Genomic DNA, 21,467 nt, shown 5'->3' with positions numbered 1-21,467 from the left:
GAGAATTAGGGGATGATTTGCTCGCCGTCGTCGTCGTAGATCCTGATCGCGTCGACGGGACAGGTTCGCGCGGCGAACTTCGCGTCGAGTTCCGCGTCCTCGGGCACCTCGCGGGCGAAGATCCCGTCTTCGACCTCCTCGCTGTCCTCGAGGATCGCTTTCCCGCTCGCTTTGTCCTTCTCGAAGGCGCCCCACTCAGCCACACACTGATACATGCCGATACAGGTGTCTTCGTCGAACTCGACTCTCATACGCGACGGTTCGGGCGTCTGGGACATACCGCTTCCGGACCACACTCGGTGGCTGGCGAACGAGTCGACCGAGGGAACGCTTTTCCGGTCCGTCGTAGAACAAAAGCGGACGGAATGGTCGCACTGTCGTTCGCCGTCCTCGTCGGGACCGCCATTCTCACCTGCCTGTTCATGGCGTGGGTACTCGGGGCGAACAGCAACTCACCACCCTTCGCGCCCGCGATTGGTGCGAACGCGATTTCGACGATGCGGGCCGCGTTCGTCATCGGCCTGCTCGCGGCCGCCGGCGCGCTCATGCAGGGCGGGAGCATCTCGGAAACGATCGGCGCGGACCTCATCGACGGCGTCACGATCACACCGCTTGCGGCTACTGCAGGCCTGCTGACGGCGGCGACGTTCATGGCGGTCGGCATCTACACGCGGTATCCGATCCCCGCGGCGTTCGCGACGACGGGCGCGATGGTCGGCGTCGGGCTCTCGCTGGGCGGCGATCCGGCGATGGCGACCTACCAGCGACTCGGCACGTTCTGGCTGATGGTCCCGATCATGTCCGGTGGCCTGGCGTACGCGACCGCGGTCACCCTGCGACGCGACGACATTCCCGAAACCCTCGGCGTCCCGTTGCTCGCAGGGATCGTCGGCGCGATCGTCGCGAACATCCGGCTCGGCGTCATCCCCGATCCGACGGCCGACCAGGGGTCGATCGCGCGATTCGTCTCCCGGCAGGTCGGCGGTGGCCCCACGCTCGCGGTGGGCGTCGATCTCGGCACCGTCCTCGTGACGATCGGAGTCGGCGCGCTCGCCTTTCACTGGGTCCGCCAGCGCGTTCTCGTCTCCGTCGAGGCCGGGATCCGCTCGTTCCTCCTCGTGCTGGGCGGTATCGTCGCCTTCTCCTCTGGCGGTTCGCAGGTCGGACTGGCGACCGGACCCCTCGAGAACCTCTTTCGGGTCGAACTTGGGCTCCCGGGGATCGTCCTGCTCTCGATCGGCGCGACCGGGCTCCTCGCCGGCGCCTGGATGGCCGCGCCGCGGCTCCTCCAGGCCACCTCCAGAGAGTACGCCCAGCTCGGCGTTCGACGGTCGATCGCCGCGCTCGTCCCGGGATTCATCATCGCACAGCTCGCGATCGCACTCGGGATCCCGATCTCGGTCAACAACATCATCCTCTCGGGAGTCATCGGCGGCGGGCTGGCAGCGGGGTCGGCCGGCGTCTCGAGACGCAAGATCGGTTTTACGATCACGTTCTGGCTGCTGACCCTCGGCAGTTCGATCGTCGTCGGCTACGGACTCTACCAGCTACTCGCGATGGTTATTGGGGAGTGATATCGCCACGTGAGATGCATCAGCGCCGAGTTGGCCTCGAGTCAGGCTCGGCGCTCGAGTGAACGTCACTCGGCCGGCGACAGCAGGTAGCTCCCGCCGACGGCGATGAGGCCGACGAAGATGCCGAGCAGTCCGACGGGTGGGGAGACGAGCGTCAGTGCACCGCCGAAGATGAGCGCCCCTGCACCGAACCGCCAGGCGATCGACTGGGGATGATAGCCACAGTGGGGGCACTCCTCAGCGTGGCGAGAGATCTCGTCGCCGCAGCGACTGCAGTAGTAGACCGGTTTCATGGGTGCTCTCGGAGCGACTCCGTATCGTGGGCTACTCGAGGCCGAACGATAATACGAGTGTCGCTGGCCGCGGACAGGTCATGCGTATGAAACCTATATGATATATCAGTACACTTTTCAGTGATCGGGAGAGTGAAACCGTAGACAATGAGTACCATCACTCAGGCAATCGGTGACTTCGTTTCGAACTTCGTCGCGTTCGTGCTGATGATTATCCTGGCGATCGTCTCGTTTTTCTTCGTCGTCTTCGTCGTCGACTTCGGCGCGAGCCTTGCCGGCTACGGCGGCGACGAGTACGTCGTCCTCTCCTCGGCGCTGCTGGTCGCCGCGGCGATCCTCGCGGGCGGTATCTCGCCGCTCAGTGACCTGTCCGGATCGACCGAGACCACCCGACAGGACGCGACCGTCACGGCCGACGACTGACGACTGCAGCCGAGCCGAATTCGATGGCGGAACCGAGTCGACGGCTCCGCAACCGTTTTCCGCATTTTCGACCGTCGATAACGCCAGAGTGACTACTCGAGGACCGTCACCGGACTCGAGGTCCGTTCGACGACCGTCGACGCGATGCCGCGACCGAGGAATCGCTGGACGAACCCCTTCGTGTCGCTTCGGTGGCCGTACAGCACGACGTGATCGACGCTCTCCTCGCTCGCGTACTGCGGGACGACGGTTCCGGGCCGTCCCTCGGCGATCTCGAGACGGACCCGCTCGGTCGCGGTCGGTTCGTCGATCGTCTCGAGGAGCGTTGTCGCTCGCTCGCGTGCCAGTGTCGTGCGTTCGTCGTCGCGCTCGAGAATCCCGCCCTCGCTCATACGCGCGTCGAGCGGCGTTGCGACGGCGAGCAGCGTGACGCCGGCGTCTGGAAACGTCTCGAGGGCGTACGCGAGCGCCTCGTCCTCCCGCGGGCGACCGAGCGTCGGGACGAGGACGTGATCGTGGTCGGCCATCGGTCCGTCTTGGGTCGCCGCCCCCATCGGTCTATCGCCGGCGAGTAATCCCGTTCTCCGTCTACGTGTTGCTCACCGGTTCTCGAATCGAGGCGCGCCCTGCACGCTGTGCAGGGAGTGGGGATCGATCACGAGGTGAATCTATGTGATCGAATATCATACTGGAGTGCGGGTGACTCAACCGATGGCAGAAGCACACAAACTCGATTGCGAAGCGGTGTCAGATGAGTGTCGATTCATCATTCAATCAGAAAACGAAGACGAGGCGGTCGAACTGGCCAAGAACCACATGAAGGAGATACACGACCAAGAGGTCACGAGGGAGGAACTGCAAGAGGAGCATCTGCAAGTCGTCTGACGATCCGACGGAGTCGGTCCGCAGACGCACCCTCTCGCACGCCTTTCGTAGACGCCGGATCGACCCCGGCGCTCGAGCGGACAGTGCCAACGGCACTCGAGACGACAGTTTAAACCACGGGACGCGCCAAGGAGGAGTAATGAATATCGAGGAGCTGTCGGGGCTCCCGGCCGGTGCCGTCGACCACTTCCGAAGCGAGGGCATCGAGGAGCTCTACCCGCCACAGGCCGAAGCAGTCGAGGCCGGCGCGACCGACGGTGAGAGCCTCGTCGCCGCCGTCCCGACCGCAAGCGGGAAGACCATGATCGCCGCGCTCTCGATGCTGTCGGCGGTCGAGCGCGGCGGAAAGGCGCTGTACATCGTCCCCCTGCGAGCGCTCGCCAGCGAGAAGAAGGCGGAGTTCGAGGCGTACGAACAGTTCGGCGTCACAACGGGCGTGACGACGGGCAACTACGAGAGCACCAGCGAGTGGCTCGCCACGAAAGACATCATCGTCGCGACCAGCGAGAAGGTCGACTCGCTCGTCCGCAACGGGGCCGACTGGCTGTCGGACCTCACCTGCGTCGTCAGCGACGAGGTCCACCTGATCGACGACCGAAACCGCGGACCGACGCTCGAGGTCACCCTCGCGAAACTCCGGCGGCTCAACCCCGCCATGCAGACGGTCGCGCTCTCCGCGACGGTCGGCAACGCCGACGAGATCGCCGACTGGCTCGACGCCGCGCTCGTCGACACCGACTGGCGACCGATCGACCTGCGGATGGGCGTCCACTACGGCAACGCCCTGAACTTCGACGACGGCTCGACGCGAGAGGTACCCGTCGAAGGATCGGAGAAGCAGGAGGCCGCGCTCGTTCGGGACATCTTACAGGAGGGCGGCTCCTCGCTCGTCTTCGTCAACTCCCGGCGAAACGCCGAGGCCGCCGCGAGCCGATTGGGGCAGGTCTCGAGTCGCGAACTCGACGGCGACGAGCGGGAAGCGTTAGTCGATCTGGCCGAGGAAATCAGGGAGGACAGCGACACCGAGACCAGCAAGGATCTGGCCGACTGCGTCGAGCGGGGCGCGGCGTTCCATCACGCCGGCCTCTCGAGCACCCAGCGAACGCTCGTCGAGGACGCCTTTCGGGACCGCCTGCTGAAGGTGATCTCGGCGACGCCGACGCTCGCTGCCGGCGTCAACACCCCTGCGCGCCGCGTGATCGTCCGGGACTGGCGGCGCTTCGACCCCAGCGCGGGCGGGATGTCCCCGCTCGACGTCCTCGAGGTCCACCAGATGATGGGCCGAGCGGGGCGACCGGGACTCGACCCCTACGGCGAGGCCGTCTTGCTGGCGAAGAGCCACGACGAGAGCGAAGAGCTGTTCGACCGCTACGTCTGGGCCGACCCCGAGGCCGTCCGGTCGAAACTCGCGGCCGAGCCCGCCCTGCGAACGCACGTGCTCGCGACGATTGCATCCGGTTTCGCCCGCACGCGTGAGGGATTACTCGAGTTCCTCGAGGCCACCCTCTATGCCAGCCAGTCGACCGAAGCCGGGCGCCTCGAGCGGGTGACCGACGACGTCCTCGATTACCTCGAGCGGAACGATTTCATCGAGCGCGAGCGAGACGGTAGCGAAACGAGCGAAGAAAGCGACGACGGCGGTGCGTTCACTTCCGCGGCCGACCTCGCGGCACAGCGGGAAGCAAAACGCGAGGAGACTCTCGAGGCCACCAGTCTCGGCCACACCGTCTCGCGGCTCTATCTCGATCCGATGAGCGCCGCCGAGATCGTTCACGGACTCGAGCGAGCCGAGGACCGGCCGACCGCGCTCGGCCTCTACCAACTCGTCTCGCGAACGCCCGACATGTACGAACTCTACCTGCGCTCGGGCGAGGACGAGACGTTCGGCGAACTCTACTACGAACGGGAGGCCGAACTGCTCGGCGACAGGCCGAGCGAGTACGAGGAAGACCGCTTCGAGGACTGGCTGGCCGCGCTCAAGACGGGCAAACTGCTCGAGGACTGGGCCAGCGAGGAGGACGAGGAACGCCTGACCGAACGGTACAAGATCGGTCCGGGCGACCTCCGCGGGAAGGTCGACACCGCCGAGTGGCTGCTCGGCGCGGCCGAGTCGCTGGCCGCGGAGATCGACAGCGAGTGGACCGTCGCCGTCCGCGAAGCCCGCGCTCGGGTCGAGCACGGCGTGAGTGAGGAATTACTCGAGTTGGTCTCCGTCGGCGGCGTCGGTCGCAAGCGCGCCCGTCAGCTCTACGCGGTCGGCATCGAGGAACCGGCCGATCTCCGGAGCGCCGACAAGGGCGTCGTCCTCGGCGCACTCAAGGGCGAGAAGACGGCGGAGAACATCCTCGAGAACGCCGGCCGCGAGGACCCCTCGATGGAGGGCGTCGAACCGGTCGGCGCAGCGGCGAACGCAGGGGCCGCCGGCTCGAGCACTGAAGGCGGAGGCGACGAGGAAACAACGAACGAAGCGGCGGACGACGGCCAATCCAGCCTGGGTGATTTCTGATGGAGCTCCTCGAGTGCACCCTCTCCGTCGACGACCTCGACGGCTTCGTCGCCGATATTGGCGAAATCGGCGACCGACACGGCGCGACGATCCAGGCGTTCGACGCGCGCTACGTCGCCGACCCATCCCACCTCGAGCGGGCCGTGGAACTGGCCGACCGTGCCATCGCCCGCGGAACGAACGTCGCCCGGGACCGAGCCGTCGAGATCCTGCTCTACGCCGCCGGACGTCGACAGATCGATCGCGCCCTCGAGATGGGCGTCAGCGAGGGTGAGAGTCGAGCCGTGGTCCTTGTTGACACGGGTTCCACCGGAAACGAAGGGGGTCGAGACGGCGCGAACGGTGAGGACGACACGGCAGCGGATGGCTCCGACGTCGGCGAGACGGCGGCACTCGAGGAACTCGCGGAACTGGACGCCGTCGTCGGGAGGGAGCCAACGCTCGACTCCCGAGACGAGGAAACGTTGTGTGCCTTCTTCGATATCGCTGGCCGCGAGCGGACGGCGACGAACGCGACGCTCTCGGAACTGGTCCGCGAGCGCGTCGCCTTACTCGAGGTCGAAAAGTAGTCGGTACAGCGGAGCTCCCCGAACCAATCAGTCGTCCGCAGTTTTCTCGCGGCGACCGTTTCTAGACTCGCGAAGTCCGTCACAGATTCCGCCCTGGCTCGACATGTTGACCTTGCCGAGTCGCCCCCTGCGGTGGACGAGTTCGAATGCGTCGGGATCGATCGGGTCGCCCTCGGGCGTTCGGAACAGGATATCGTCCGGTTTCGAGACGAGCTCCGTCTCGAGGGTCTTCTCGAGATACCGCTCGATCGGCTCCGACGGAACGGTCACGGCGAACGACCGATCGCGGACGTAGACAGAGATCCATTCGGCCGTTTCAGCGTCCGTTTCAGCGGGGTACGGCCGATCGTCGGTCAGGCGTTCGAACTCGATCCCCTGGAGATCATCGGGACGGAGGTCGACGATCGCGTCCGCCTCGAGGCCGGCGTCCAAAAGCGCCTCGACCGCATCGTACTGCCGTGCGATCCGCGCCTTCTCGTCGAGTTCCGCGCGGACGGCCTCGACGTCGCCGTCGGCGTCCGGAAACGCCGCCGCGAAGGACAGTCGATCGTTCACGCCGCGGTTGATCTCGTCCTCGTGCATGTGTTCGCGGAGGGTGATGCGAGCCTCTTCGACCGTCGGCAGCGACGCCACTTCGTCGCGAGCGTCGACAGCCATCATCCAGGCGAACGCCGGCGAACACCACGCCGTCGGTAGCGTGAACGCGACGCTCACGCGGCCGTCGTCGATATCGATCGAATCGACGTACTCGAGGGCGACGATCGAGCGGTCGAGTTCCGGATCGGCGACCCGGTCCAGTCGGTCGCGGACGGCCGCTCGAGTCGGGCCGTCGTGACTGTTCGCGGTCATCAGTCGTCCGCCGCCGCGGGTTCCTCGCTCGCGTAGTGGTCCCCGAGGTCGAACTGCTGGCTAATCTCGTCGTCCCGGAACTGCCGCCGTTTCTCCTCGATGTCGATATCGTAGAGTTTGGCGGCGTTCTCACCCATGACCTTCTTTTTCGTCTCGAGATCCCACTCGACGCCGTACTCCATCCGATCCTCCTGGGTGAGTTCGGCTTCGAGGACCGCCTCGACGAGCCAGTCGGGGTTCCAGATGGCGTAATCCGAGCCGAAGAGCACACGATCCTCCCCGAGCCACCAGAGCAGTTCGGACATGATCTCCGAGAACTTGCCCGGGCGATTCTGGGCGAACGGCGCGGCGACCGCGAGTCCGCCATAGACGTTCGGCTCCTGGGCGGCGATCCAGCAGAAGTCGTCGAGACGAGGGAGGCCGACGTGCTCGACGACGAAGTTGAGGTTCGGAAACGACGAGGCCGCGTCGTCGACGTCGGCCACGTCGAACGCGTCGCGGTTCAGCGGCCGGATCGTCGGTCCCTTGTGCGCGTGAATGTTCTCGATGCCGAGTTCGGCGCACTTCTCCAAGAACTCGAAGGCTTCCTCGTCGTCGAGACGCCACCCCTTCGATTCGTCGCGCCACTCGGCGGTGTAGAGTTTCACACCCGGGATATCGTAGGTGTCGTGGAGTTCCTCGAGATACTCGAGGCCCTCCTCGCCGTCGCGCGGGTCGAAGGTCCCGTTGAGAACGAACCGCTCGGGATGCTCGGTCGCGAGTTCGGCGTTTTGCTGGGTCGTATTGAAACCGTCTTCGTAGAAGTCGGTGAGGTACGTCGGCTGGAAGATCGCCATGTCCGCGGCCGCGTTGGCGAACAGGTCCTCGACCATCCGGTCGGCACCGTACTGCCGATACTCCTCGATATCCCACTGACGCTCTTCGGGCGTGAACGTCGTGTGATAATCGTAGAAACACTGGATGAACTCCTCACCGCCCTCGTGTGTGATGTTCCCCTCGGTAGCGTCCCACAGGTGAACGTGGGAGTCGATTACGAATACGTCCTCGCCGTCGTGCTCGTACATCGCATTATGAACATTGTTACCATACCACGTTACTCTTTTTCAGATACGTTTGAATATCCCATATACGCGACTCTTGACCGACTAAATTATCGGTTCAGTTCACCAATATCAGCTTTCAAACATTCACAAGAAGCGATAGGCGGGGGGAACGTTTTGGTGGGGGACGGTGAATGTGAGACAGTATCATGCAGGCAGCCAGACTTCACGAGTACACCGACGAGATGAGCGAGGCCCTGGAGATCGAAGACGTCGACCGGCCCGAGATCGACCAGTCCGACGGCGTCCTGGTCGAGGTCGAAGGCGCGGGGTGGTGCCAGACTGACAACCACATCGTCGAGGGGATGTGGACCGAGTACGCCCCCCAGGAGCTCCCAATGACGCTCGGCCACGAGAACGCGGGCATCGTCGCCGAAACCGGCGAGGAGGTGACGCTGGTCGAGGAGGGCGATCCGGTGATCTGTCACCCCGTCCAGACCTGCGGCATCTGTCGGCCCTGCCGGCTCGGCGAGGACATGTACTGCGAGAACAGCGCGTTCAACGGGCTCACCACCGACGGAGGCTTCGCCGAGTACCTGCAGACGAACGAGCGGGCGGTGATCCCGCTGCCCGACGGCGTCGATCCGACGGAGATTGCCCCCCACGCCGACGCGGGGATCACGGCCTATCACGCGGTCAAGAAGGCCGTCCGCGAACTGAATCCGGGCGACACCTGCGTCGTCATCGGCGTGGGCGGACTCGGCCACATCGGCCTCCAGTGTCTCGACGCCACGAGTGCCGCGACCATCGTCGCCGCCGACATCAAGGACGAAGCGCTCGAGTTGGCGACGGAGCTGGGAGCCCACCACACCGTCAACTCGGCCGACGAAGACGTTCCGAGCGTGATCGCGGATCTGACCGACGACGAGGGCGCACAACAGGTGGTCGACTTCGTCGGGAGAGACGAGACGACCGCGCTGGCACCCGAGATCGTCGCCGCGGGCGGCGACCACCACATCGTCGGCTACGGCGGCCACGTCCACGAACCCAGCCAGGCGCTGGTCAACGGCGAGTTCGCGTTTCGCGGCACGCTGGTCGGGAAGTACGCCGAACTGCAGGAACTCGTCACGCTCGTCGACCGCGGCGACGTCGAGTTGCGAACCGAGACCCACGACCTCGCGGACATCAACACGGTCGCGGAACGCCTCGAGCACAACGAGATCGAGGGGCGTGCGGTCCTGACGCCGCCGTAACGGATTCGAGTCGAATCGGGTCGAATCGTCCCATCCCGGTCTCAGTCGGACGCTCGAGCGGGCGCACCGTCCCGCCGTACGAGGAGTCCGACCACGACACCCGAGACCGTCCCGCTCAGCATCACGAGCGCGCTTCGTTTCGGAATCCGTCCTCGGACGGCGGCCTCGAGGAGCATGAGCGTATCGAGAACGTCGATCAGGAGGGCGATGCGATCCCACTCGCGGCGGGTCGCCCCGCTCGCCGTCAGTTGGCCGATTCCCAGCCCGAGCGCTCGAATGCACGCGTAGCGAAGCGCGACGTCGAGGGAGCCGCCGTTCGCCGAGAGGCCGTACCACCGACCGAGCACGCGCGGAACCAGGAGCCCGATCGCTCCGAACACCACGCGAAACCAGGGCAGGAGTCTCGAAGCGATGGCAGTCGTCGTCTGGTTCGTCGGGTCCATGCGTATACGAGTCATACAGTCGACACGTTGACGGCCAACAACGAGACGTTTTCTTACAATAATTGATACGTCTGCCGTATCGATATGAGCCCGGTAAAACACGTTGATTTCGGTGACCGCAATCCTCGGCAGTTGCATCCGAACGGCGGCAACGCACCACCGCTACTGCATCCGTCACCGTCACGGCGATCGAGTCGCCGTAGACGCGGCCGGGGACGTCGTGCGCACGGACGGCACGCTCTTGTACGATCCCGTGATAGCGTCGGTATGACCACCCTCGAGGACCCCATCGAGATCGGCGGCTGCGAGGTTCCCAATCGGCTCTATCGCGCGCCAGTGCTCGAGTGTGCGGGCAACGGCCCCGACGCGGTCGAGACGCTGATCGACGATCTCGAGCCGGCCGCCGAGTCCGGCGTCGGCCTCCTCTGTCAGGGGGCGACCATCGTCCGCGGCGACGGCGGCTGTGCCGCGCCGGGGATGACCCGCGTCCACGACCCCGAGTTCGTGGCGCAACTGTCGCGGCTGACCGACCGGATTCACGAGCACGGCAGCCGGATCTTCGTGCAACTCGAGCACGGGGGCCTGCGGAGCATGGAGACCTGGCACGCCGAGTATCGCGAGGCGCATCCGGAAATGGAGCAGTTGGCGGTCTCGAGACCACCCTGGCAGTTGCGACTGCTGGATCGATTGGGGTTTCTCGCCTACGATCCTCACATCCTCTCGACCGAGGAGGTGTACGAACTCGCGGCCGATTTCGGACGCTCTGCGGCCTCCGCTGCGGAAGCGGGTTACGACGGCATCCATCTCTCGGGGGCGAACATGGGCATCGTCCAGCAGTTTCTCTCGCCGTTTTACAACCAGCGGGACGACGAGTTCGGCGGCTCTCCGGAGGCGAGACTCGAGTTCCTCGCGCTCGTCCACGACGAGATCCGCGAGCGGGCGGGCGACGTTCCGCTGATGACCAAGGTGCCCGCCGAGACGCCCGCACCGCCCGCGCCCGTCGTGCGCCGGAAGCTCTCGCTCGAGGACGGGATCGAGATCGCCCGGCGACTCGAACGAATCGGCTACGACGCGGTCGTCCCCGTCCAGACGTCGGTCGTCTGGGACATGAGCATCGTCCGCGGGGAGTATCCCGAGCGAGCCTGGGGGAACGAACAGTTGCACGAGGCGTACGACGCGGCGTTCGGCGGCGCGACGCGCAGACGGCTCGTCGCCGCCGCAAACCGGGTCCAGTCGCTGCAGTACGATTTCGACTCCGCGTGGAACGAGGACTTCTGCCGGCGGGTCCGCGAGCAGGTGTCGATCCCCGTGCTCGCGGAGGGCGGGATTCGCGAGCGACGGGAGATGGATCGGTTGCTCGGCTCGGGCGCCGGGAGCGAAGACGGCGGCGCGACGCCAGCGGCGCCCGCCTGCGACATGGTCGGCATGGCCCGCCCCTTCTACGCCGAACCCCGGCTGGGGGCGCGGCTGCTCGAGAACGGTACCGACGCCGAGACGCCGACGGACGGCGACCTGCGCGTCCTCTGTGAGAACTGTAACAACTGTACGGTGCCGCAGGCGACCGGCGCGCCAGGTATCTGCCGGACGCCAAGCGTGTTGCGAAAACGGGGCGAACTCGAGCGCGAGGGCGCGTATGAGCGGACGTAACCGGGGTTTGTGGAGGAGACGGGATCAGGCCGAATCCGTGACGACGTCGCTCGTCAGTTCCGCGAGCGTCAGTTCGCGGGTGTAGTCGGGAGCCTCGACCTCGAGCAGCGAGTCGTCGGTCAGTCCGGTGAAATGCAGTGTTAGTTCATAGGAGCCGTCGGCGTCGACGAGGCTCATCTCCCGCTTGTCGTCGTCGAGCGTCCGGACGGAGACGTACTCGCCGGCGTAGGCCGGATCGGACCGTCCTTCGACGTGGTACGCCGGGAGGCTCGCGCTGGCGGCGTCGTCGACGTCGTTCCCTTCGATCGGATAGCCGGTTTCGATCCACTCCTGAAAGCCGTCGTCGAGCGCGTAGACGTTCTCGTAGCCGTCATCGATCAACCCCGCGGCCCGCTGGACGGCCATCGCGTGCGGACAGACGCAGTAGGTCACGATTCGGTCGTCTTCGGCCCAGCCCGCGACTGGATCGTCGTCGCCGCCGTCGGGTGCGGGACTCAACGCGGCACCGACGATTCGGGCGTCCTCGAACGAACCGGCGTCTCGCGTGTCGACTATCCGGGCTTCCTGTCGCGCGTACCAGTAGTAAACGTCCTCGATCGGGGCGAGCGGTACCTCGACGCCCTCGTAGGACATCGTCTCGTAGTCGTCGGTGTCGATCGATCGCTCGTCGAGTTCGTCGTCAGGCTCCGGACCGTAGCCGTCTCCCTGATCGACGTCGTCGACTCCATTGTCCGTGTTATCGGTCTCGTCGTCACCACCGAGACAGCCAGCGACGGTCGTGGCGGTTACGACCGCCCCCGCTGTGAAAAACTGCCGTCGATTCATTGCCAGTCAGTACGAATGCAACTCAGATAGGGGTTCTGGTACGATCGACGACGCGGGCTCGACCCCTTCGTTTCCACTGGAGAGTCGGAGAGGATGGGCTCAAAGGGCTCGAGTCGAAGAACGGAAAGGAGTAGTCCATCCTGGATTCGAACCAGGGTCGAAGCCCCCAGAAGGCTTCAGGATTGGCCGCTACCCCAATGGACTTGACATGTTTCGCCGGGCTCGTTTTCCGACGACGTACCAGCCAGTAGTTGGTGTCCGTATTAGAGTGTTACGAACTGGACCAGATGTCGAAGTACATCGCGGTACGGTGCCCGCGAAGACGGCCGCTCGAGTCGAACCGACACCCCTTTTCCCCTCTCTCGCACACTCCCGCGTATGTACGTTGGACGATTCGTCGTCGTCGGTCCTGACGTCGGCGCCTACCGCGTGTCGTCGCGCTCGTTCCCCAACCGGGAGATCACCGCTCGAGAGGACGCCCTTACCGTCGGCCCCACGGCGGACGCCCCCGAGACGGACAACCCCTACGTGTCCTACAACTGCCTGCGGGTGGTCGAGACGCCGACCGGCGAGACGGCCGCCTTCGGCAACGGCTCGCACGTCGATCCGATTGCGGAGAAACTCGAACTCGGCTATCCCGCTCGAGACGCCCTCGCGGAGAGCCTGCTGGCGCTGGATTACGAGAAGGACGACTACAACACGCCACGGATCGCAGCGACGATCGGTGACGACGGCGAGGCCCTGATCGGCACCGTCCGGAAGGACGCCCTGTTCGTCGAGACGGTCGAGGAGCCGACGCTCGTGGCGACCTACGAGAAGGACGCGCCGGAGTCGTTCGGTCTCGAAGCCGACAGTGCCGAAGCGGCGGCGAGCGAGGTCTACAACCTCGAGTTCGAACACGCCGTCTGTGCGGCCGGCGTCGCCCGGACCGACGACGGGTTCGAAACGGCCATCGAGAACGGCGAGTGAGCGAGGGGGCTGCCTCGAGACAAGGGCAGCGATAGTCGCGGCTCCGTGACAGAGAACGATTTTCGAGCCGCGGGTCGGGCCGGGATGCCAGTGCTGGCCGCAGCTACTTGACGCGCGGTTCCGACCGGCTACGTATGACCTTCGAGGCGACGATCACGTCGATTCACCGGATGACACCACAGGTCAAACAGTTCGTGCTCGAGGCCGACCGCACGTTCGAGTTCGACCCCGGCCAGCACACGACGGTGCAGTTCGAAGACGACGATGGCGAGGAGGTGGTCCGGCCGTACACGCCGACGAACACGCCCGGATCGAACGCCATCACGCTCGCGATCAAGCGCTACGACGACGGGACGGCGTCGGTCTACATGCACGACCGCGAGGTCGGCGACGGCGTCACGCTCGGCGAACTCGAGGGGAACCTCACCCTTCGAGATCCCGACACCGATATCGGCTTGCTCTCGACGGGGACGGGTATCACGCCGATGATGGCGCTGCTCAAGCGGTATCTCGAGGTCGGTTCCGGCGACGTGCAGTTTTGTTACGGCGCACAGCGTCAAGCGGAGATCATGTACCGCGAGACCCTCGATCAGCTATCGACGGAACACGAGAATTGCTCCGTGCTGTACTCGCTGTCCGACGAGGAGTGGGACGGCCCCACCGGCCACGTCCAGAGCCACCTCGACGGTATCGACGTCGATCGCCACTGGTACGTCTGCGGCGTGCCCGAGATGGTCGTCGAGGCGAAAGATCGCCTCGCGGAACTCGGCGTGCCGGACGAACACGTCTTCTCCGAAGGCTGGGAGGAAGACGAAATCGAGGCGTAACGATCGAAGCGGCCGCGAATCACGTGCGAAGCCGAACGATGCGGACGACCGGCCGACGCGAGCGCCCAACCTACAAACCGCTCGCGACCGTTGTCCTCGTACATGAAAGTCGGACTCATCTCCGACGTCCACGGCAATCGCGTCGCTCTCGAGGCCGTTCTCGACGACATGCCGCCCGTCGACGAGGTGCTGTGTGCTGGGGACGTCGTCGGTTACAACCCCTGGCCCGCGGCGTGCGTCGACGTACTTCGGGAGCGCAGCGTGCCGACGGTGATGGGAAACCACGACGCTGCGGTCGTCGGCGACGCCCCGTTCCGATTCAACGAGATGGCGCGAGCGGGCGTCAAGCACGCCAGCGAACAGCTCTCGGAGGGACAACTCGCGTGGCTCGAGTCGCTTCCTGATGAACGTCTCGCCTGTGACGGCCGAGTGAAACTCGTCCACGGCCATCCGGACGATCCGGATCGGTACACCAGATACACCTATCCGCGGGAGTTCTCGCCCGGACTGCTCGACGAGGAGGACGTTCTCGTGCTCGGCCACACCCACGTCCAGGGCGTCGAGCAGTTTGCGGAAGGGATCGTCATCAACCCGGGCAGCGTGGGCCAGCCTCGAGACGGCGATCCGCGAGCGGCCTACGCGGTCGTCGATCTCGACGCGCTGACCGCCGAAACCCACCGCGTGGAGTACGATATCGACGCCGTCCAGGAGGCGGTTCGAGAGACCGACCTGCCCAAGCGGATCGGCACGCGACTCGCACGTGGGGAATAAGTCGGAACCGGGGGTTCCGCGCGGCGATCGACGGGAAACGAACCCTTTTAGGCCAACTCGCCGGTAGGTCCGGGTATGGTATCTACCGGCCAGACGGCGCGCATCGGCAGGAACTCCTCTCGTCGCGTTTCCGGCCGGTGCTGTCGCTCGAACGGTCGCCCGCGTTCGCACCGAGCGCATCGTCCCGTGACTACCGCGTCCGGACGGGTGACCGATGCTCCGGCGAATGCGTGAGGACGCGCGGACGATGTGCGAGCGCGACCCCGCCGCGACGGGGTGTCTCGAGGTCGTCCTCTGTTATTCGGGCTTACACGCCGTCTGGGCGCACGGGATCACCCACTGGCTCTGGAATCGGGGCTTTCGACTCCTCGCGCGGCTGCTCTCGCAGTTCGTGCGTTTCCTGACCGGCGTCGAGATCCATCCGGGAGCGACGATCGGTCGGCGGGTGACGATCGACCACGGCATGGGGATCGTCATCGGCGAGACGGCCGAGATCGGTGACGACGTCCATATGTATCACGGCGTCACGCTGGGCGGCGACACGAACGAACCGGTCAAGCGCCATCCGACGATCGAATCGGGCGTCCAGATCGGGGCGAACGCGACGCTGCTCGGCGATATTACGGTCGGCGAAGATGCGGCGGTCGGCGCCGGATCGGTCGTCACGCGGGACGTCGAAGCCGGGGCGACCGTCGTCGGCGTACCGGCGGAGCGAGTGGATTGACGGTCGTACCGGCTCCGTCTCGAGTCGAATCGGGGCAGAGCAATACGGAACGTAACCCGGCTGATCACTGCTGTTCGTTGCTCACCGTCCCGTCCGAGCCCGCCGGGGACCCCTCGCCGGGAATGCCCTCGCCCGTCTCGACGCTGTCTTCGGACTGTTCGGCGTCCGAGCCGGTCGCCTCGGGGTCGGGATCGGACGTGTAGCCGAGTTCGAGGCGGAGCGTCGCCGTGCAGTCGAGTTCGGCCTCGTCGAGTTCGGTGTCGTCCTCCTGTTGGTCCATGTATCCGTTACACCGACCGTGTTTGACGATGGTCATCAGCGGCGCCGCGGAGCCACACTCCGGGCAGTCGAGGTAGTAGCTGCCCTCATCGTTCTGGTGCCACGAATCCGGCGTGAGTTCCGTGAACGCGACGTCCTCGCGGTTCTCTTGGCTCATACTTCTAGGGAGCGGGCCGACGCCGGTAAAGAAGGGCCCGGAGCACGCAACCCGGACCGGAGAAACGCAACGTCACCAACGCAGCACGGAAGGGATGCTGACTCAGACCAGCGGCTCGACTAGTTCTTCGCCCGCCTCGAGCAACTCGCTCACCCGATCCTCGTCTGCGGCTTCGGCGTAGACCCGGAGCACGGGCTCGGTTCCGCTGGGGCGAACGAGGAGCCAGGAGCCGTCGGCGAGCTGGAGTTTGAAGCCGTCCGCGGTGTTGACACCCTCCACCGGAGTGCCCGCGACGCTCTCGGGGATTGCGTCCTCGAGATCGGCGAGGACTCGCGCCTTCTCCTGATCCGGACAGGCCACGCTGCGCTTGTTCTGGACGACGGTGCCGTGTTCTGCGAGGAGGCGATCGACGCGGTCGTCCAGCGGTTCGTCGGCGTGCATGACCGCGGCGAGTAGTGCCATCAGGACGCCATCCTTCTCGCGGACGTGGCCGCGGACGGTGAAGCCGCCGGACTCCTCGCCGCCGACGAGGGCGTCGTGGTCGGCCATCGCCTCGGCGACCCACTTGAAGCCGACCGGGACCTCGTGGACGGTTTCGCCGTGATCCTCCGCGATGCGGTCGATCAGAAACGTCGTCGAGACGGTTCGGACGACGGCACCCGAATCGTCCTCGAGCAGGTAGTCGTAGAGCGCGGCAAAAAAGAGATTTTCATCGAGATACCCCCGCTCGGGCGTGACGATGGCGATCCGATCCGCGTCGCCGTCGTTCGCGATCCCGAGAGCCGGGTCCGTCGCGTCGTCGGTGACGAGATCGATCAGCGCCTCGAGGTTCTCGGGCGCCGGTTCGGGTGCGCCGCCGCCGAACTCGGGGTCCCGGCTGCAGCGCAGACATTCGAGGGAGGCCCCGGCGCGCTCGAGCAGGGCGTCGGTCGTCCCGCGGCCGCTGCCGTGCATGGCGTCGTAGGCGACCGTCAGGTCCGCATTCGAGAGGTCCGCGCTGCCGGTGATCCGCTCGACCAGTTCGAGGGCGGCGTCGGCGTGGGGGGTCGTGAGATCGACCTCCTCGACGGTGCCGTGTTCGTCCTCGGGGAGCGGATCGGGGTCGGCGAGTCGGTCTGCGATGGCGTCGGTGACGTCGGGAAGGGCCGGCGCGCCGTCCTCTGGGATGAACTTCACGCCGTTGTACTCCGGTGGGTTGTGCGAGGCCGTGATGGCGAGTCCGCCCGCCAGGTCGCGTTCGACGATCGCGTGGGCGACCAGCGGCGTCGGCCGGTCTCGGTCGGGCATGATCACGTCGAAGCCGTTGGCACAGAGCACGCGAGCCAGTTCCTCGGCGAACCCGCGTGAGGTCTCGCGGGCGTCGTAGCCGACCACGACGGGGGCCTCGAGCCCCTCGTCCCGCAGGTACGTCGCAACAGCCTGTCCGACCATCCGCACGCGCGGCGCGGTAAACTCCGCTAATGTCGCCCGCCAGCCGTCGGTGCCGAAGCTGATCGTCTCCATACGCGTGTCTCGTCGCCGGGCGCGAAAAAGGCGGCGTCCTCATACGGATCGTGCAGCGAGCGGGCTGAGTGGATCGCGCGTCGGAATCCGAGAGGCCTCGAGAGCCCGCGACGGACACGAATCCACGCGGACGGGCGAGCAACGGTGTTTTCTTGACGGACGTCTTAGCGCCGGTATGTCCGATACACCCTCCGTCGTCGCCGTCAACGGCAGCCTTCGCGAGACCAGCTACACGCGCACGGCGTTGCGCTACGCCCTCGAGGCGGCCGCCAACGCCGGCGCGGAGACGGCGCTACTCGATCTGGGCGAGTACGATCTGCCCGTCTACGATCCCGACGTCGACGCACCGAACGAAGCCGAGGAGGCGATGCGGATCGTCCGCGAGGCCGACGCCGTCGCGCTCGGGACGCCCGTCTACCACGGCTCGTACTCCGGCGCCCTGAAGAACTTTCACGACTTCTGCGGCTGGGACGAGTACGAGAATACCACCGTCGGGCTGCTGGCCACCGCCGGCGGTGGGAGCTACGGCTCGACGCTCGATCACCTGCGGATTACGGTTCGCGGCGTCCACGGCTGGGTCCTGCCCCACCAGGTGGGGCTTCGGAACGCCTCGAGTAAGTTCGAAGCCGATTCCGACGCCGTCGACGGCCGTCGGTTTCGTGATCCGGACTTACAGGAACGAGTGGAGAAATTAGGGCGAAACCTCGCCGAGTACGCGTTCATCGAGCCGAGCGTGACGTCCTCGCGGTCCGCAGCAGCCGACGACTGAGGACACGTCGACCGGGTCCCTCAGAAGCCGAAACGCTACCGCTGCATCCGACTCGTGGACGTATTGACGCGCTGTTCGAACAGCCGCTCGCCAGTCTCGTCGCAGGTCACGGCGATCACGTCGTGGGAGCTACAGCAGGATTCGACGACCTCCTCGTCCATGCTGATCTCGCCGCCGGCACCCGGACAGGTCTCGAGGAACATCCGCAGCCCGTTGAGCACCTGTCCTTTCGTCTCGGGCGTCTGTACGTCCCACTCAGGCGCCCAATCCGCGAGGACGCGACTGGCGGCGACGTCGGCGACCACCGCAGCGCGGGAGGGCCAGCGGCCGGCGATACCGCGCTCGCCAACGAGTAGTCGGGCCTCGTCGCGCTCCTCGAGCTCGAACGCCTCCTGTTCGGCGTCGAAGTCGAAGGCGTCGATCACGGCCGTCGCGTCGACGCCGGCTTCGTCCACCTCCTCGATCGCCGCGAGCCAGTCGGCTTCGAACGCCTCGGTGAGACAGAGGTCGTCCCGGTCGGAACAGGGCTCGAGGACGTCGTTTGCGAGGAAAAAATCCTCGAGATCGAGCGGTTCCGGTTCGGGTTCCGATTCGGCAGTATCGGCGTCTTCGGTCGCGGTTCCGTCGCCTTCGGCCGTTGCACCGGTGGCTTCGACCGCCGTGTCGTCGCCGTCGGTCGCGGTGTCGTCGCCGTCGGTCCCGTCGATCGCGATATCGGTCGCCTCAGTTCCGGCCTCGACGCCGCCGAAGCCGCTCGAAACCTGGGGTTCAGGGTCCTTGCCGAACCAGCGCAGAACTTCGGGCGGCAGATACCGCTTCGTCAGCGTCGGCGTGCCGGGGACGAGATAGCCCCGCACGTAGATGAGGCCGATCGAGATGCCGACCGCGGCCAGCCCGCCAAGTTTCGTCTTGCGGGCGATGAGCGACCCGACGACCGCGGCGATCGCGAGGTTCAGTATCGTACACGGCTCACACCGATTCTCGCCGGTGTACTCCGGTTGTTTGAGCTCGGCGATGTCGATCTTCATGTCGTCTCGAAACAGGAACCGCCGCGGTATCTATTTTTTGGGAGGGTTCGAACGGAATTCTATGCCCGACGGCGATCGGCTCACTCGAGGCCGACGAGTCGTTCTTTCCGTCGGCGAGAGAGCTGTTTGATCTCGTACTCGCGGGACATGGCGGCCGACTTCGAGTCGTAGCGCTCGTGATACCGGAGTTCGACGGGCGTGCGCCCGCGGGTGTACTTTGCACCTTCGCCAGCGTCGTGTTCGGCGACCCGTCGCTCGAGGTCGGTCGTGTAACCGGTGTAGAGCGAGCCGTCGGCACACTCGAGGACGTAGACCACGTGATCGGCCATGGCTCACGCTACGCAGAGAGTCGATAAAAAGCGCGACGGAGTGGGGGCGTGTGGTCGTCGGTCGCGATGCTCGAGCGGGGATCAGGTACCGCGAGCGCGGTGTCGCGCGGCTTCCGCGATCCCGGCGTTCGCCGAGCAGCTGATACACGCGTGGATCTCGCCGTTTTCGTCGGCGAAGACGCGTGCGAAGCGCTCGGACACGTGCGCGTCGCAGTGATCACAGGTGGGCATTGGGCAATGGTCACACCGGCCTCGGCCGGTACCCGACACTATTCGGTGTGCAATAAAAAGCCTTCCCCATACACTGTTTGGCGTTTCGGATACGGGAGAATTTTTTGTCGGTATCAGGGACTCGAGTCGCGAGCGTCGTCGATGGCGCGGGCGATGAGCGTCGCCTGCGCGCCGGCGACGAACCCCGCGTCGATGTTGACCACCGAGAGGACGGTACAGGACTGGAGCAGTCCCGCGAGCGCGGCCTCGCCGTCGCCGCCGAAGCCGTAGCCGCTCGAGACGGGCACCGCGATCACGGGCGTATCGACCAGGCCGGCGATGACGGTCGGCAACGCCCCCTCGCGGCCGGCGGCGACGATCAGCACGTCGGCGGCCCGAAAGCGGTCGACCTGATCCAGCGTGCGATCCAGCGCGGCGACGCCGACGTCCTCGACGCGGTCGATCGTCGCCCCCGCGTCGCGCGGCACGAGTTCGGCTTCGTCGGCCACCGGGCCGTCGACGGTCCCCGCAGTGACGACCCCGACCGTCGCGTCCAGCGACGGCTGGTCGAACGCGGGGGTGACAACGCGAACCGACGTGCCCCAGCGCTCGAGGGTCGCGTCGGGAAAGGAGTCCTCGAGTGCGGTCTCGAGCGCGTCGAGCTGGTCGTCGTCGGTGCGGGTCACCAGGGCTCTGTCGGTGGTCTCGAGGGCAGTTTCTGTGAGGGCGACGACCTGGGCGGGCGTCTTTCCCTCGGCGAGGATCGCCTCCGGAATTCCGCGACGCTGTTTGCGGGCTGCGTCGAATCGGCCCGCGTCGTTGGTTGCATAGCCCCTGAGTTCGGCTTCGGCTTCGGACGGGGAGAGGTGGCCGTCGGCGACGGCCTCGAGGAGTTCGCGCATAGGGGAAGTTGGGAGGTGGGCGTACTCGAAGGTGTTGGGTTCTGTGTGCTCGGCGTGAGAGCAGCCGCTGCGTGTCTAGTAGACGGCCAAACTCACGCGAAAAATAAATTCGATAACAATCTACTTACTCGAGGTTAGGGATCGAAGTCGTCATCCCAGTCTTCCCACTCGAAGCTACCGGCATTGGACTCATCGTCACCACTGATAGCGACGACGTTAACAGAGCCACTATCAGAATCAAAGACCGCATCATCGGTTTCGACATAGCCATCATCCTCGTCTTCCCCAGCACCCTCATCGTATACCTCACCGTATCTGAGTGTCGTTGTATCTCCCGTATTCTCTATGTCTAACACTATGCCGTCAACGCCGTCTTCACTGTAATCAGCACCGGGGTTGCTAGTATCTTCGAGACCTTCTCCTCGCAGGACAAAGTAGTCCACATTATCTGCAGAGGTCACCTCAATGTTAACTGTTTGATCGCTATCACTGACTTCAGTGCTTACAACAGCATCGACTGATCCACCACCCATATCGTCACCGATATCCAGCACGAACGCTGCGATAACAGCCGCGAGAATGACCGTAATTGCAACCATTAGAATAACTCCAATCACTGGCGAGACTGCACGTTCCTCGTCGTTTCCGACGAGTTTCTTGCTAAGTTGTTTTCCGTCCATTTTTTATATTAT

26 protein-coding genes and 1 tRNA gene are annotated in these 21,467 nt (G+C 65.4%); 12 read left to right on the top strand and 15 right to left on the bottom strand.

Annotated features, from left to right (window positions below; translation table 11 throughout):
• Nucleotides 1–5: 5 nt before the first annotated feature.
• A complete protein-coding gene (locus tag ACSFDB_RS18680) occupies nt 6–251 on the bottom strand; it encodes a ferredoxin (protein ID WP_440772417.1) in 246 nt (81 codons plus the stop codon).
• Between the two features lie 114 nt (nt 252–365).
• On the opposite strand from ACSFDB_RS18680, the gene ACSFDB_RS18675 reads away from it, so the two are divergent.
• Entirely contained in the window at nt 366–1,574 is a 1,209-nt protein-coding gene (locus ACSFDB_RS18675; RefSeq protein ID WP_440772416.1) for an inorganic phosphate transporter, read from the top strand.
• Between the two features lie 65 nt (nt 1,575–1,639).
• Here ACSFDB_RS18675 and ACSFDB_RS18670 read toward each other — a convergent pair whose 3' ends face one another.
• Entirely contained in the window at nt 1,640–1,867 is a 228-nt protein-coding gene (locus tag ACSFDB_RS18670; RefSeq protein ID WP_440772415.1) for a zinc-ribbon domain-containing protein, read from the bottom strand.
• A gap of 147 nt (nt 1,868–2,014) precedes the next feature.
• On the opposite strand from ACSFDB_RS18670, the gene ACSFDB_RS18665 reads away from it, so the two are divergent.
• Nucleotides 2,015–2,290 (top strand): hypothetical protein, encoded by a 276-nt coding sequence (locus ACSFDB_RS18665; RefSeq protein ID WP_440772414.1) that lies wholly within the window; start codon nt 2,015–2,017, stop codon nt 2,288–2,290.
• A gap of 92 nt (nt 2,291–2,382) precedes the next feature.
• Here ACSFDB_RS18665 and ACSFDB_RS18660 read toward each other — a convergent pair whose 3' ends face one another.
• Nucleotides 2,383–2,817, bottom strand: coding sequence for a universal stress protein (locus ACSFDB_RS18660; protein WP_440772540.1), 435 nt, complete (start codon nt 2,815–2,817; stop codon nt 2,383–2,385).
• A gap of 184 nt (nt 2,818–3,001) precedes the next feature.
• On the opposite strand from ACSFDB_RS18660, the gene ACSFDB_RS18655 reads away from it, so the two are divergent.
• From ACSFDB_RS18655 to cgi121, 3 genes are all read left to right on the top strand, one after another.
• Nucleotides 3,002–3,175: a DUF1059 domain-containing protein gene (locus ACSFDB_RS18655; protein WP_440772413.1), complete on the top strand. Its 174-nt coding sequence runs from the start codon at nt 3,002–3,004 to the stop codon at nt 3,173–3,175.
• A gap of 139 nt (nt 3,176–3,314) precedes the next feature.
• On the top strand, nt 3,315–5,681 hold the full coding sequence (locus ACSFDB_RS18650) for an ATP-dependent DNA helicase (protein WP_440772412.1): 2,367 nt from the start codon (nt 3,315–3,317) through the stop codon (nt 5,679–5,681).
• A complete protein-coding gene (gene cgi121 / locus ACSFDB_RS18645; protein ID WP_440772411.1) occupies nt 5,681–6,250 on the top strand; it encodes a KEOPS complex subunit Cgi121 in 570 nt (189 codons plus the stop codon). The genes ACSFDB_RS18650 and cgi121 overlap by 1 nt, the downstream gene beginning before the upstream one ends.
• Before the next feature lie 27 nt (nt 6,251–6,277).
• Here the strand turns inward: cgi121 and ACSFDB_RS18640 are convergent, their stop codons facing one another.
• Together ACSFDB_RS18640 and ACSFDB_RS18635 are read right to left on the bottom strand one after the other, a co-directional pair.
• Nucleotides 6,278–7,099, bottom strand: coding sequence for an iron-sulfur cluster assembly protein (locus ACSFDB_RS18640; RefSeq protein WP_440772410.1), 822 nt, complete (start codon nt 7,097–7,099; stop codon nt 6,278–6,280).
• Complete coding sequence (locus ACSFDB_RS18635; protein ID WP_440772409.1) at nt 7,099–8,163, bottom strand: amidohydrolase family protein; 1,065 nt, start codon at nt 8,161–8,163, stop codon at nt 7,099–7,101. The genes ACSFDB_RS18640 and ACSFDB_RS18635 overlap by 1 nt, the downstream gene beginning before the upstream one ends.
• 185 nt (nt 8,164–8,348) lie before the next feature.
• Here ACSFDB_RS18635 and ACSFDB_RS18630 point away from each other — a divergent pair, with 185 nt between their 5' ends.
• Entirely contained in the window at nt 8,349–9,392 is a 1,044-nt protein-coding gene (locus ACSFDB_RS18630; protein ID WP_440772408.1) for an NAD(P)-dependent alcohol dehydrogenase, read from the top strand.
• A 41-nt stretch (nt 9,393–9,433) separates the two neighbouring features.
• Here the strand turns inward: ACSFDB_RS18630 and ACSFDB_RS18625 are convergent, their stop codons facing one another.
• Nucleotides 9,434–9,850, bottom strand: coding sequence for a hypothetical protein (locus ACSFDB_RS18625; RefSeq protein WP_440772407.1), 417 nt, complete (start codon nt 9,848–9,850; stop codon nt 9,434–9,436).
• Nucleotides 9,851–10,102: 252 nt separating this feature from the next.
• Between ACSFDB_RS18625 and ACSFDB_RS18620 the strand changes: the two genes are divergently transcribed.
• Nucleotides 10,103–11,482 (top strand): oxidoreductase, encoded by a 1,380-nt coding sequence (locus ACSFDB_RS18620; protein ID WP_440772406.1) that lies wholly within the window; start codon nt 10,103–10,105, stop codon nt 11,480–11,482.
• Nucleotides 11,483–11,506: 24 nt separating this feature from the next.
• Here the strand turns inward: ACSFDB_RS18620 and ACSFDB_RS18615 are convergent, their stop codons facing one another.
• Both ACSFDB_RS18615 and ACSFDB_RS18610 read right to left on the bottom strand, forming a co-directional pair.
• The gene (locus ACSFDB_RS18615; protein WP_440772405.1) at nt 11,507–12,307 is read right to left on the bottom strand and encodes a rhodanese-like domain-containing protein; all 801 of its coding nucleotides are present in this window, start codon (nt 12,305–12,307) and stop codon (nt 11,507–11,509) included.
• Between the two features lie 131 nt (nt 12,308–12,438).
• A tRNA-Gln gene (locus ACSFDB_RS18610) sits at nt 12,439–12,511 on the bottom strand.
• Nucleotides 12,512–12,685: 174 nt separating this feature from the next.
• Here ACSFDB_RS18610 and ACSFDB_RS18605 point away from each other — a divergent pair.
• The 4 genes from ACSFDB_RS18605 to cysE all read left to right on the top strand — a co-directional run bounded on the left by ACSFDB_RS18605 (nt 12,686) and on the right by cysE (nt 15,598).
• The gene (locus ACSFDB_RS18605) at nt 12,686–13,276 is read left to right on the top strand and encodes an IMP cyclohydrolase (protein ID WP_440772404.1); all 591 of its coding nucleotides are present in this window, start codon (nt 12,686–12,688) and stop codon (nt 13,274–13,276) included.
• Nucleotides 13,277–13,410: 134 nt separating this feature from the next.
• Complete coding sequence (locus tag ACSFDB_RS18600; protein WP_440772403.1) at nt 13,411–14,103, top strand: ferredoxin--NADP reductase; 693 nt, start codon at nt 13,411–13,413, stop codon at nt 14,101–14,103.
• A 102-nt stretch (nt 14,104–14,205) separates the two neighbouring features.
• Nucleotides 14,206–14,874 (top strand): metallophosphoesterase family protein, encoded by a 669-nt coding sequence (locus ACSFDB_RS18595; RefSeq protein ID WP_440772402.1) that lies wholly within the window; start codon nt 14,206–14,208, stop codon nt 14,872–14,874.
• A gap of 214 nt (nt 14,875–15,088) precedes the next feature.
• Nucleotides 15,089–15,598, top strand: coding sequence for a serine O-acetyltransferase (cysE, locus tag ACSFDB_RS18590; RefSeq protein WP_440772401.1), 510 nt, complete (start codon nt 15,089–15,091; stop codon nt 15,596–15,598).
• Between the two features lie 64 nt (nt 15,599–15,662).
• Here the strand turns inward: cysE and ACSFDB_RS18585 are convergent, their stop codons facing one another.
• Nucleotides 15,663–16,034 (bottom strand): hypothetical protein, encoded by a 372-nt coding sequence (locus tag ACSFDB_RS18585; protein ID WP_440772400.1) that lies wholly within the window; start codon nt 16,032–16,034, stop codon nt 15,663–15,665.
• Between the two features lie 102 nt (nt 16,035–16,136).
• A complete protein-coding gene (locus tag ACSFDB_RS18580; protein ID WP_440772399.1) occupies nt 16,137–17,537 on the bottom strand; it encodes a phosphoglucomutase/phosphomannomutase family protein in 1,401 nt (466 codons plus the stop codon).
• 175 nt (nt 17,538–17,712) lie between these two features.
• On the opposite strand from ACSFDB_RS18580, the gene ACSFDB_RS18575 reads away from it, so the two are divergent.
• Nucleotides 17,713–18,306 (top strand): NADPH-dependent FMN reductase, encoded by a 594-nt coding sequence (locus ACSFDB_RS18575; protein ID WP_440772398.1) that lies wholly within the window; start codon nt 17,713–17,715, stop codon nt 18,304–18,306.
• Between the two features lie 35 nt (nt 18,307–18,341).
• Here the strand turns inward: ACSFDB_RS18575 and ACSFDB_RS18570 are convergent, their stop codons facing one another.
• From ACSFDB_RS18570 to ACSFDB_RS18550, 5 genes are all read right to left on the bottom strand, one after another.
• A complete protein-coding gene (locus ACSFDB_RS18570; RefSeq protein WP_440772397.1) occupies nt 18,342–19,334 on the bottom strand; it encodes a DUF8054 domain-containing protein in 993 nt (330 codons plus the stop codon).
• 80 nt (nt 19,335–19,414) lie between these two features.
• Nucleotides 19,415–19,663, bottom strand: coding sequence for a GIY-YIG nuclease family protein (locus ACSFDB_RS18565; RefSeq protein ID WP_440772396.1), 249 nt, complete (start codon nt 19,661–19,663; stop codon nt 19,415–19,417).
• Between the two features lie 81 nt (nt 19,664–19,744).
• Nucleotides 19,745–19,894: a DUF7563 family protein gene (locus ACSFDB_RS18560; RefSeq protein WP_006092839.1), complete on the bottom strand. Its 150-nt coding sequence runs from the start codon at nt 19,892–19,894 to the stop codon at nt 19,745–19,747.
• A gap of 113 nt (nt 19,895–20,007) precedes the next feature.
• Nucleotides 20,008–20,775 carry a nickel pincer cofactor biosynthesis protein LarB gene (gene larB / locus ACSFDB_RS18555; protein ID WP_440772395.1) on the bottom strand — a complete coding sequence of 256 codons (768 nt, stop codon included), beginning with the start codon at nt 20,773–20,775 and terminating at the stop codon, nt 20,008–20,010.
• A 134-nt stretch (nt 20,776–20,909) separates the two neighbouring features.
• Nucleotides 20,910–21,455 carry a type IV pilin domain-containing protein gene (locus tag ACSFDB_RS18550; protein WP_440772394.1) on the bottom strand — a complete coding sequence of 182 codons (546 nt, stop codon included), beginning with the start codon at nt 21,453–21,455 and terminating at the stop codon, nt 20,910–20,912.
• Nucleotides 21,456–21,467: the final 12 nt, after the last annotated feature.

The organism is Natronorubrum amylolyticum (genome assembly GCF_052040145.1).
In the GTDB taxonomy this organism is placed as follows: domain Archaea; phylum Halobacteriota; class Halobacteria; order Halobacteriales; family Natrialbaceae; genus Natronorubrum.
Note: the sequence above shows the minus strand (reverse complement) of the source record. Positions and strands in the feature narration are given on the sequence as shown.

Bases quoted from the DNA above. Each gene is read 5' to 3' on its own strand.
- ACSFDB_RS18680 (WP_440772417.1), bottom strand. From the start codon at position 251: ATGAGAGTCGAGTTCGACGAAGACACCTGTATCGGCATGTATCAGTGT.
- ACSFDB_RS18675 (WP_440772416.1), top strand. From the start codon at position 366: ATGGTCGCACTGTCGTTCGCCGTCCTCGTCGGGACCGCCATTCTCACC.
- ACSFDB_RS18670 (WP_440772415.1), bottom strand. From the start codon at position 1,867: ATGAAACCGGTCTACTACTGCAGTCGCTGCGGCGACGAGATCTCTCGC.
- ACSFDB_RS18665 (WP_440772414.1), top strand. From the start codon at position 2,015: ATGAGTACCATCACTCAGGCAATCGGTGACTTCGTTTCGAACTTCGTC.
- ACSFDB_RS18660 (WP_440772540.1), bottom strand. From the start codon at position 2,817: ATGGCCGACCACGATCACGTCCTCGTCCCGACGCTCGGTCGCCCGCGG.
- ACSFDB_RS18655 (WP_440772413.1), top strand. From the start codon at position 3,002: ATGGCAGAAGCACACAAACTCGATTGCGAAGCGGTGTCAGATGAGTGT.
- ACSFDB_RS18650 (WP_440772412.1), top strand. From the start codon at position 3,315: ATGAATATCGAGGAGCTGTCGGGGCTCCCGGCCGGTGCCGTCGACCAC.
- cgi121 (WP_440772411.1), top strand. From the start codon at position 5,681: ATGGAGCTCCTCGAGTGCACCCTCTCCGTCGACGACCTCGACGGCTTC.
- ACSFDB_RS18640 (WP_440772410.1), bottom strand. From the start codon at position 7,099: ATGACCGCGAACAGTCACGACGGCCCGACTCGAGCGGCCGTCCGCGAC.
- ACSFDB_RS18635 (WP_440772409.1), bottom strand. From the start codon at position 8,163: ATGTACGAGCACGACGGCGAGGACGTATTCGTAATCGACTCCCACGTT.
- ACSFDB_RS18630 (WP_440772408.1), top strand. From the start codon at position 8,349: ATGCAGGCAGCCAGACTTCACGAGTACACCGACGAGATGAGCGAGGCC.
- ACSFDB_RS18625 (WP_440772407.1), bottom strand. From the start codon at position 9,850: ATGACTCGTATACGCATGGACCCGACGAACCAGACGACGACTGCCATC.
- ACSFDB_RS18620 (WP_440772406.1), top strand. From the start codon at position 10,103: ATGACCACCCTCGAGGACCCCATCGAGATCGGCGGCTGCGAGGTTCCC.
- ACSFDB_RS18615 (WP_440772405.1), bottom strand. From the start codon at position 12,307: ATGAATCGACGGCAGTTTTTCACAGCGGGGGCGGTCGTAACCGCCACG.
- ACSFDB_RS18605 (WP_440772404.1), top strand. From the start codon at position 12,686: ATGTACGTTGGACGATTCGTCGTCGTCGGTCCTGACGTCGGCGCCTAC.
- ACSFDB_RS18600 (WP_440772403.1), top strand. From the start codon at position 13,411: ATGACCTTCGAGGCGACGATCACGTCGATTCACCGGATGACACCACAG.
- ACSFDB_RS18595 (WP_440772402.1), top strand. From the start codon at position 14,206: ATGAAAGTCGGACTCATCTCCGACGTCCACGGCAATCGCGTCGCTCTC.
- cysE (WP_440772401.1), top strand. From the start codon at position 15,089: ATGCTCCGGCGAATGCGTGAGGACGCGCGGACGATGTGCGAGCGCGAC.
- ACSFDB_RS18585 (WP_440772400.1), bottom strand. From the start codon at position 16,034: ATGAGCCAAGAGAACCGCGAGGACGTCGCGTTCACGGAACTCACGCCG.
- ACSFDB_RS18580 (WP_440772399.1), bottom strand. From the start codon at position 17,537: ATGGAGACGATCAGCTTCGGCACCGACGGCTGGCGGGCGACATTAGCG.
- ACSFDB_RS18575 (WP_440772398.1), top strand. From the start codon at position 17,713: ATGTCCGATACACCCTCCGTCGTCGCCGTCAACGGCAGCCTTCGCGAG.
- ACSFDB_RS18570 (WP_440772397.1), bottom strand. From the start codon at position 19,334: ATGAAGATCGACATCGCCGAGCTCAAACAACCGGAGTACACCGGCGAG.
- ACSFDB_RS18565 (WP_440772396.1), bottom strand. From the start codon at position 19,663: ATGGCCGATCACGTGGTCTACGTCCTCGAGTGTGCCGACGGCTCGCTC.
- ACSFDB_RS18560 (WP_006092839.1), bottom strand. From the start codon at position 19,894: ATGCCCACCTGTGATCACTGCGACGCGCACGTGTCCGAGCGCTTCGCA.
- larB (WP_440772395.1), bottom strand. From the start codon at position 20,775: ATGCGCGAACTCCTCGAGGCCGTCGCCGACGGCCACCTCTCCCCGTCC.
- ACSFDB_RS18550 (WP_440772394.1), bottom strand. From the start codon at position 21,455: ATGGACGGAAAACAACTTAGCAAGAAACTCGTCGGAAACGACGAGGAA.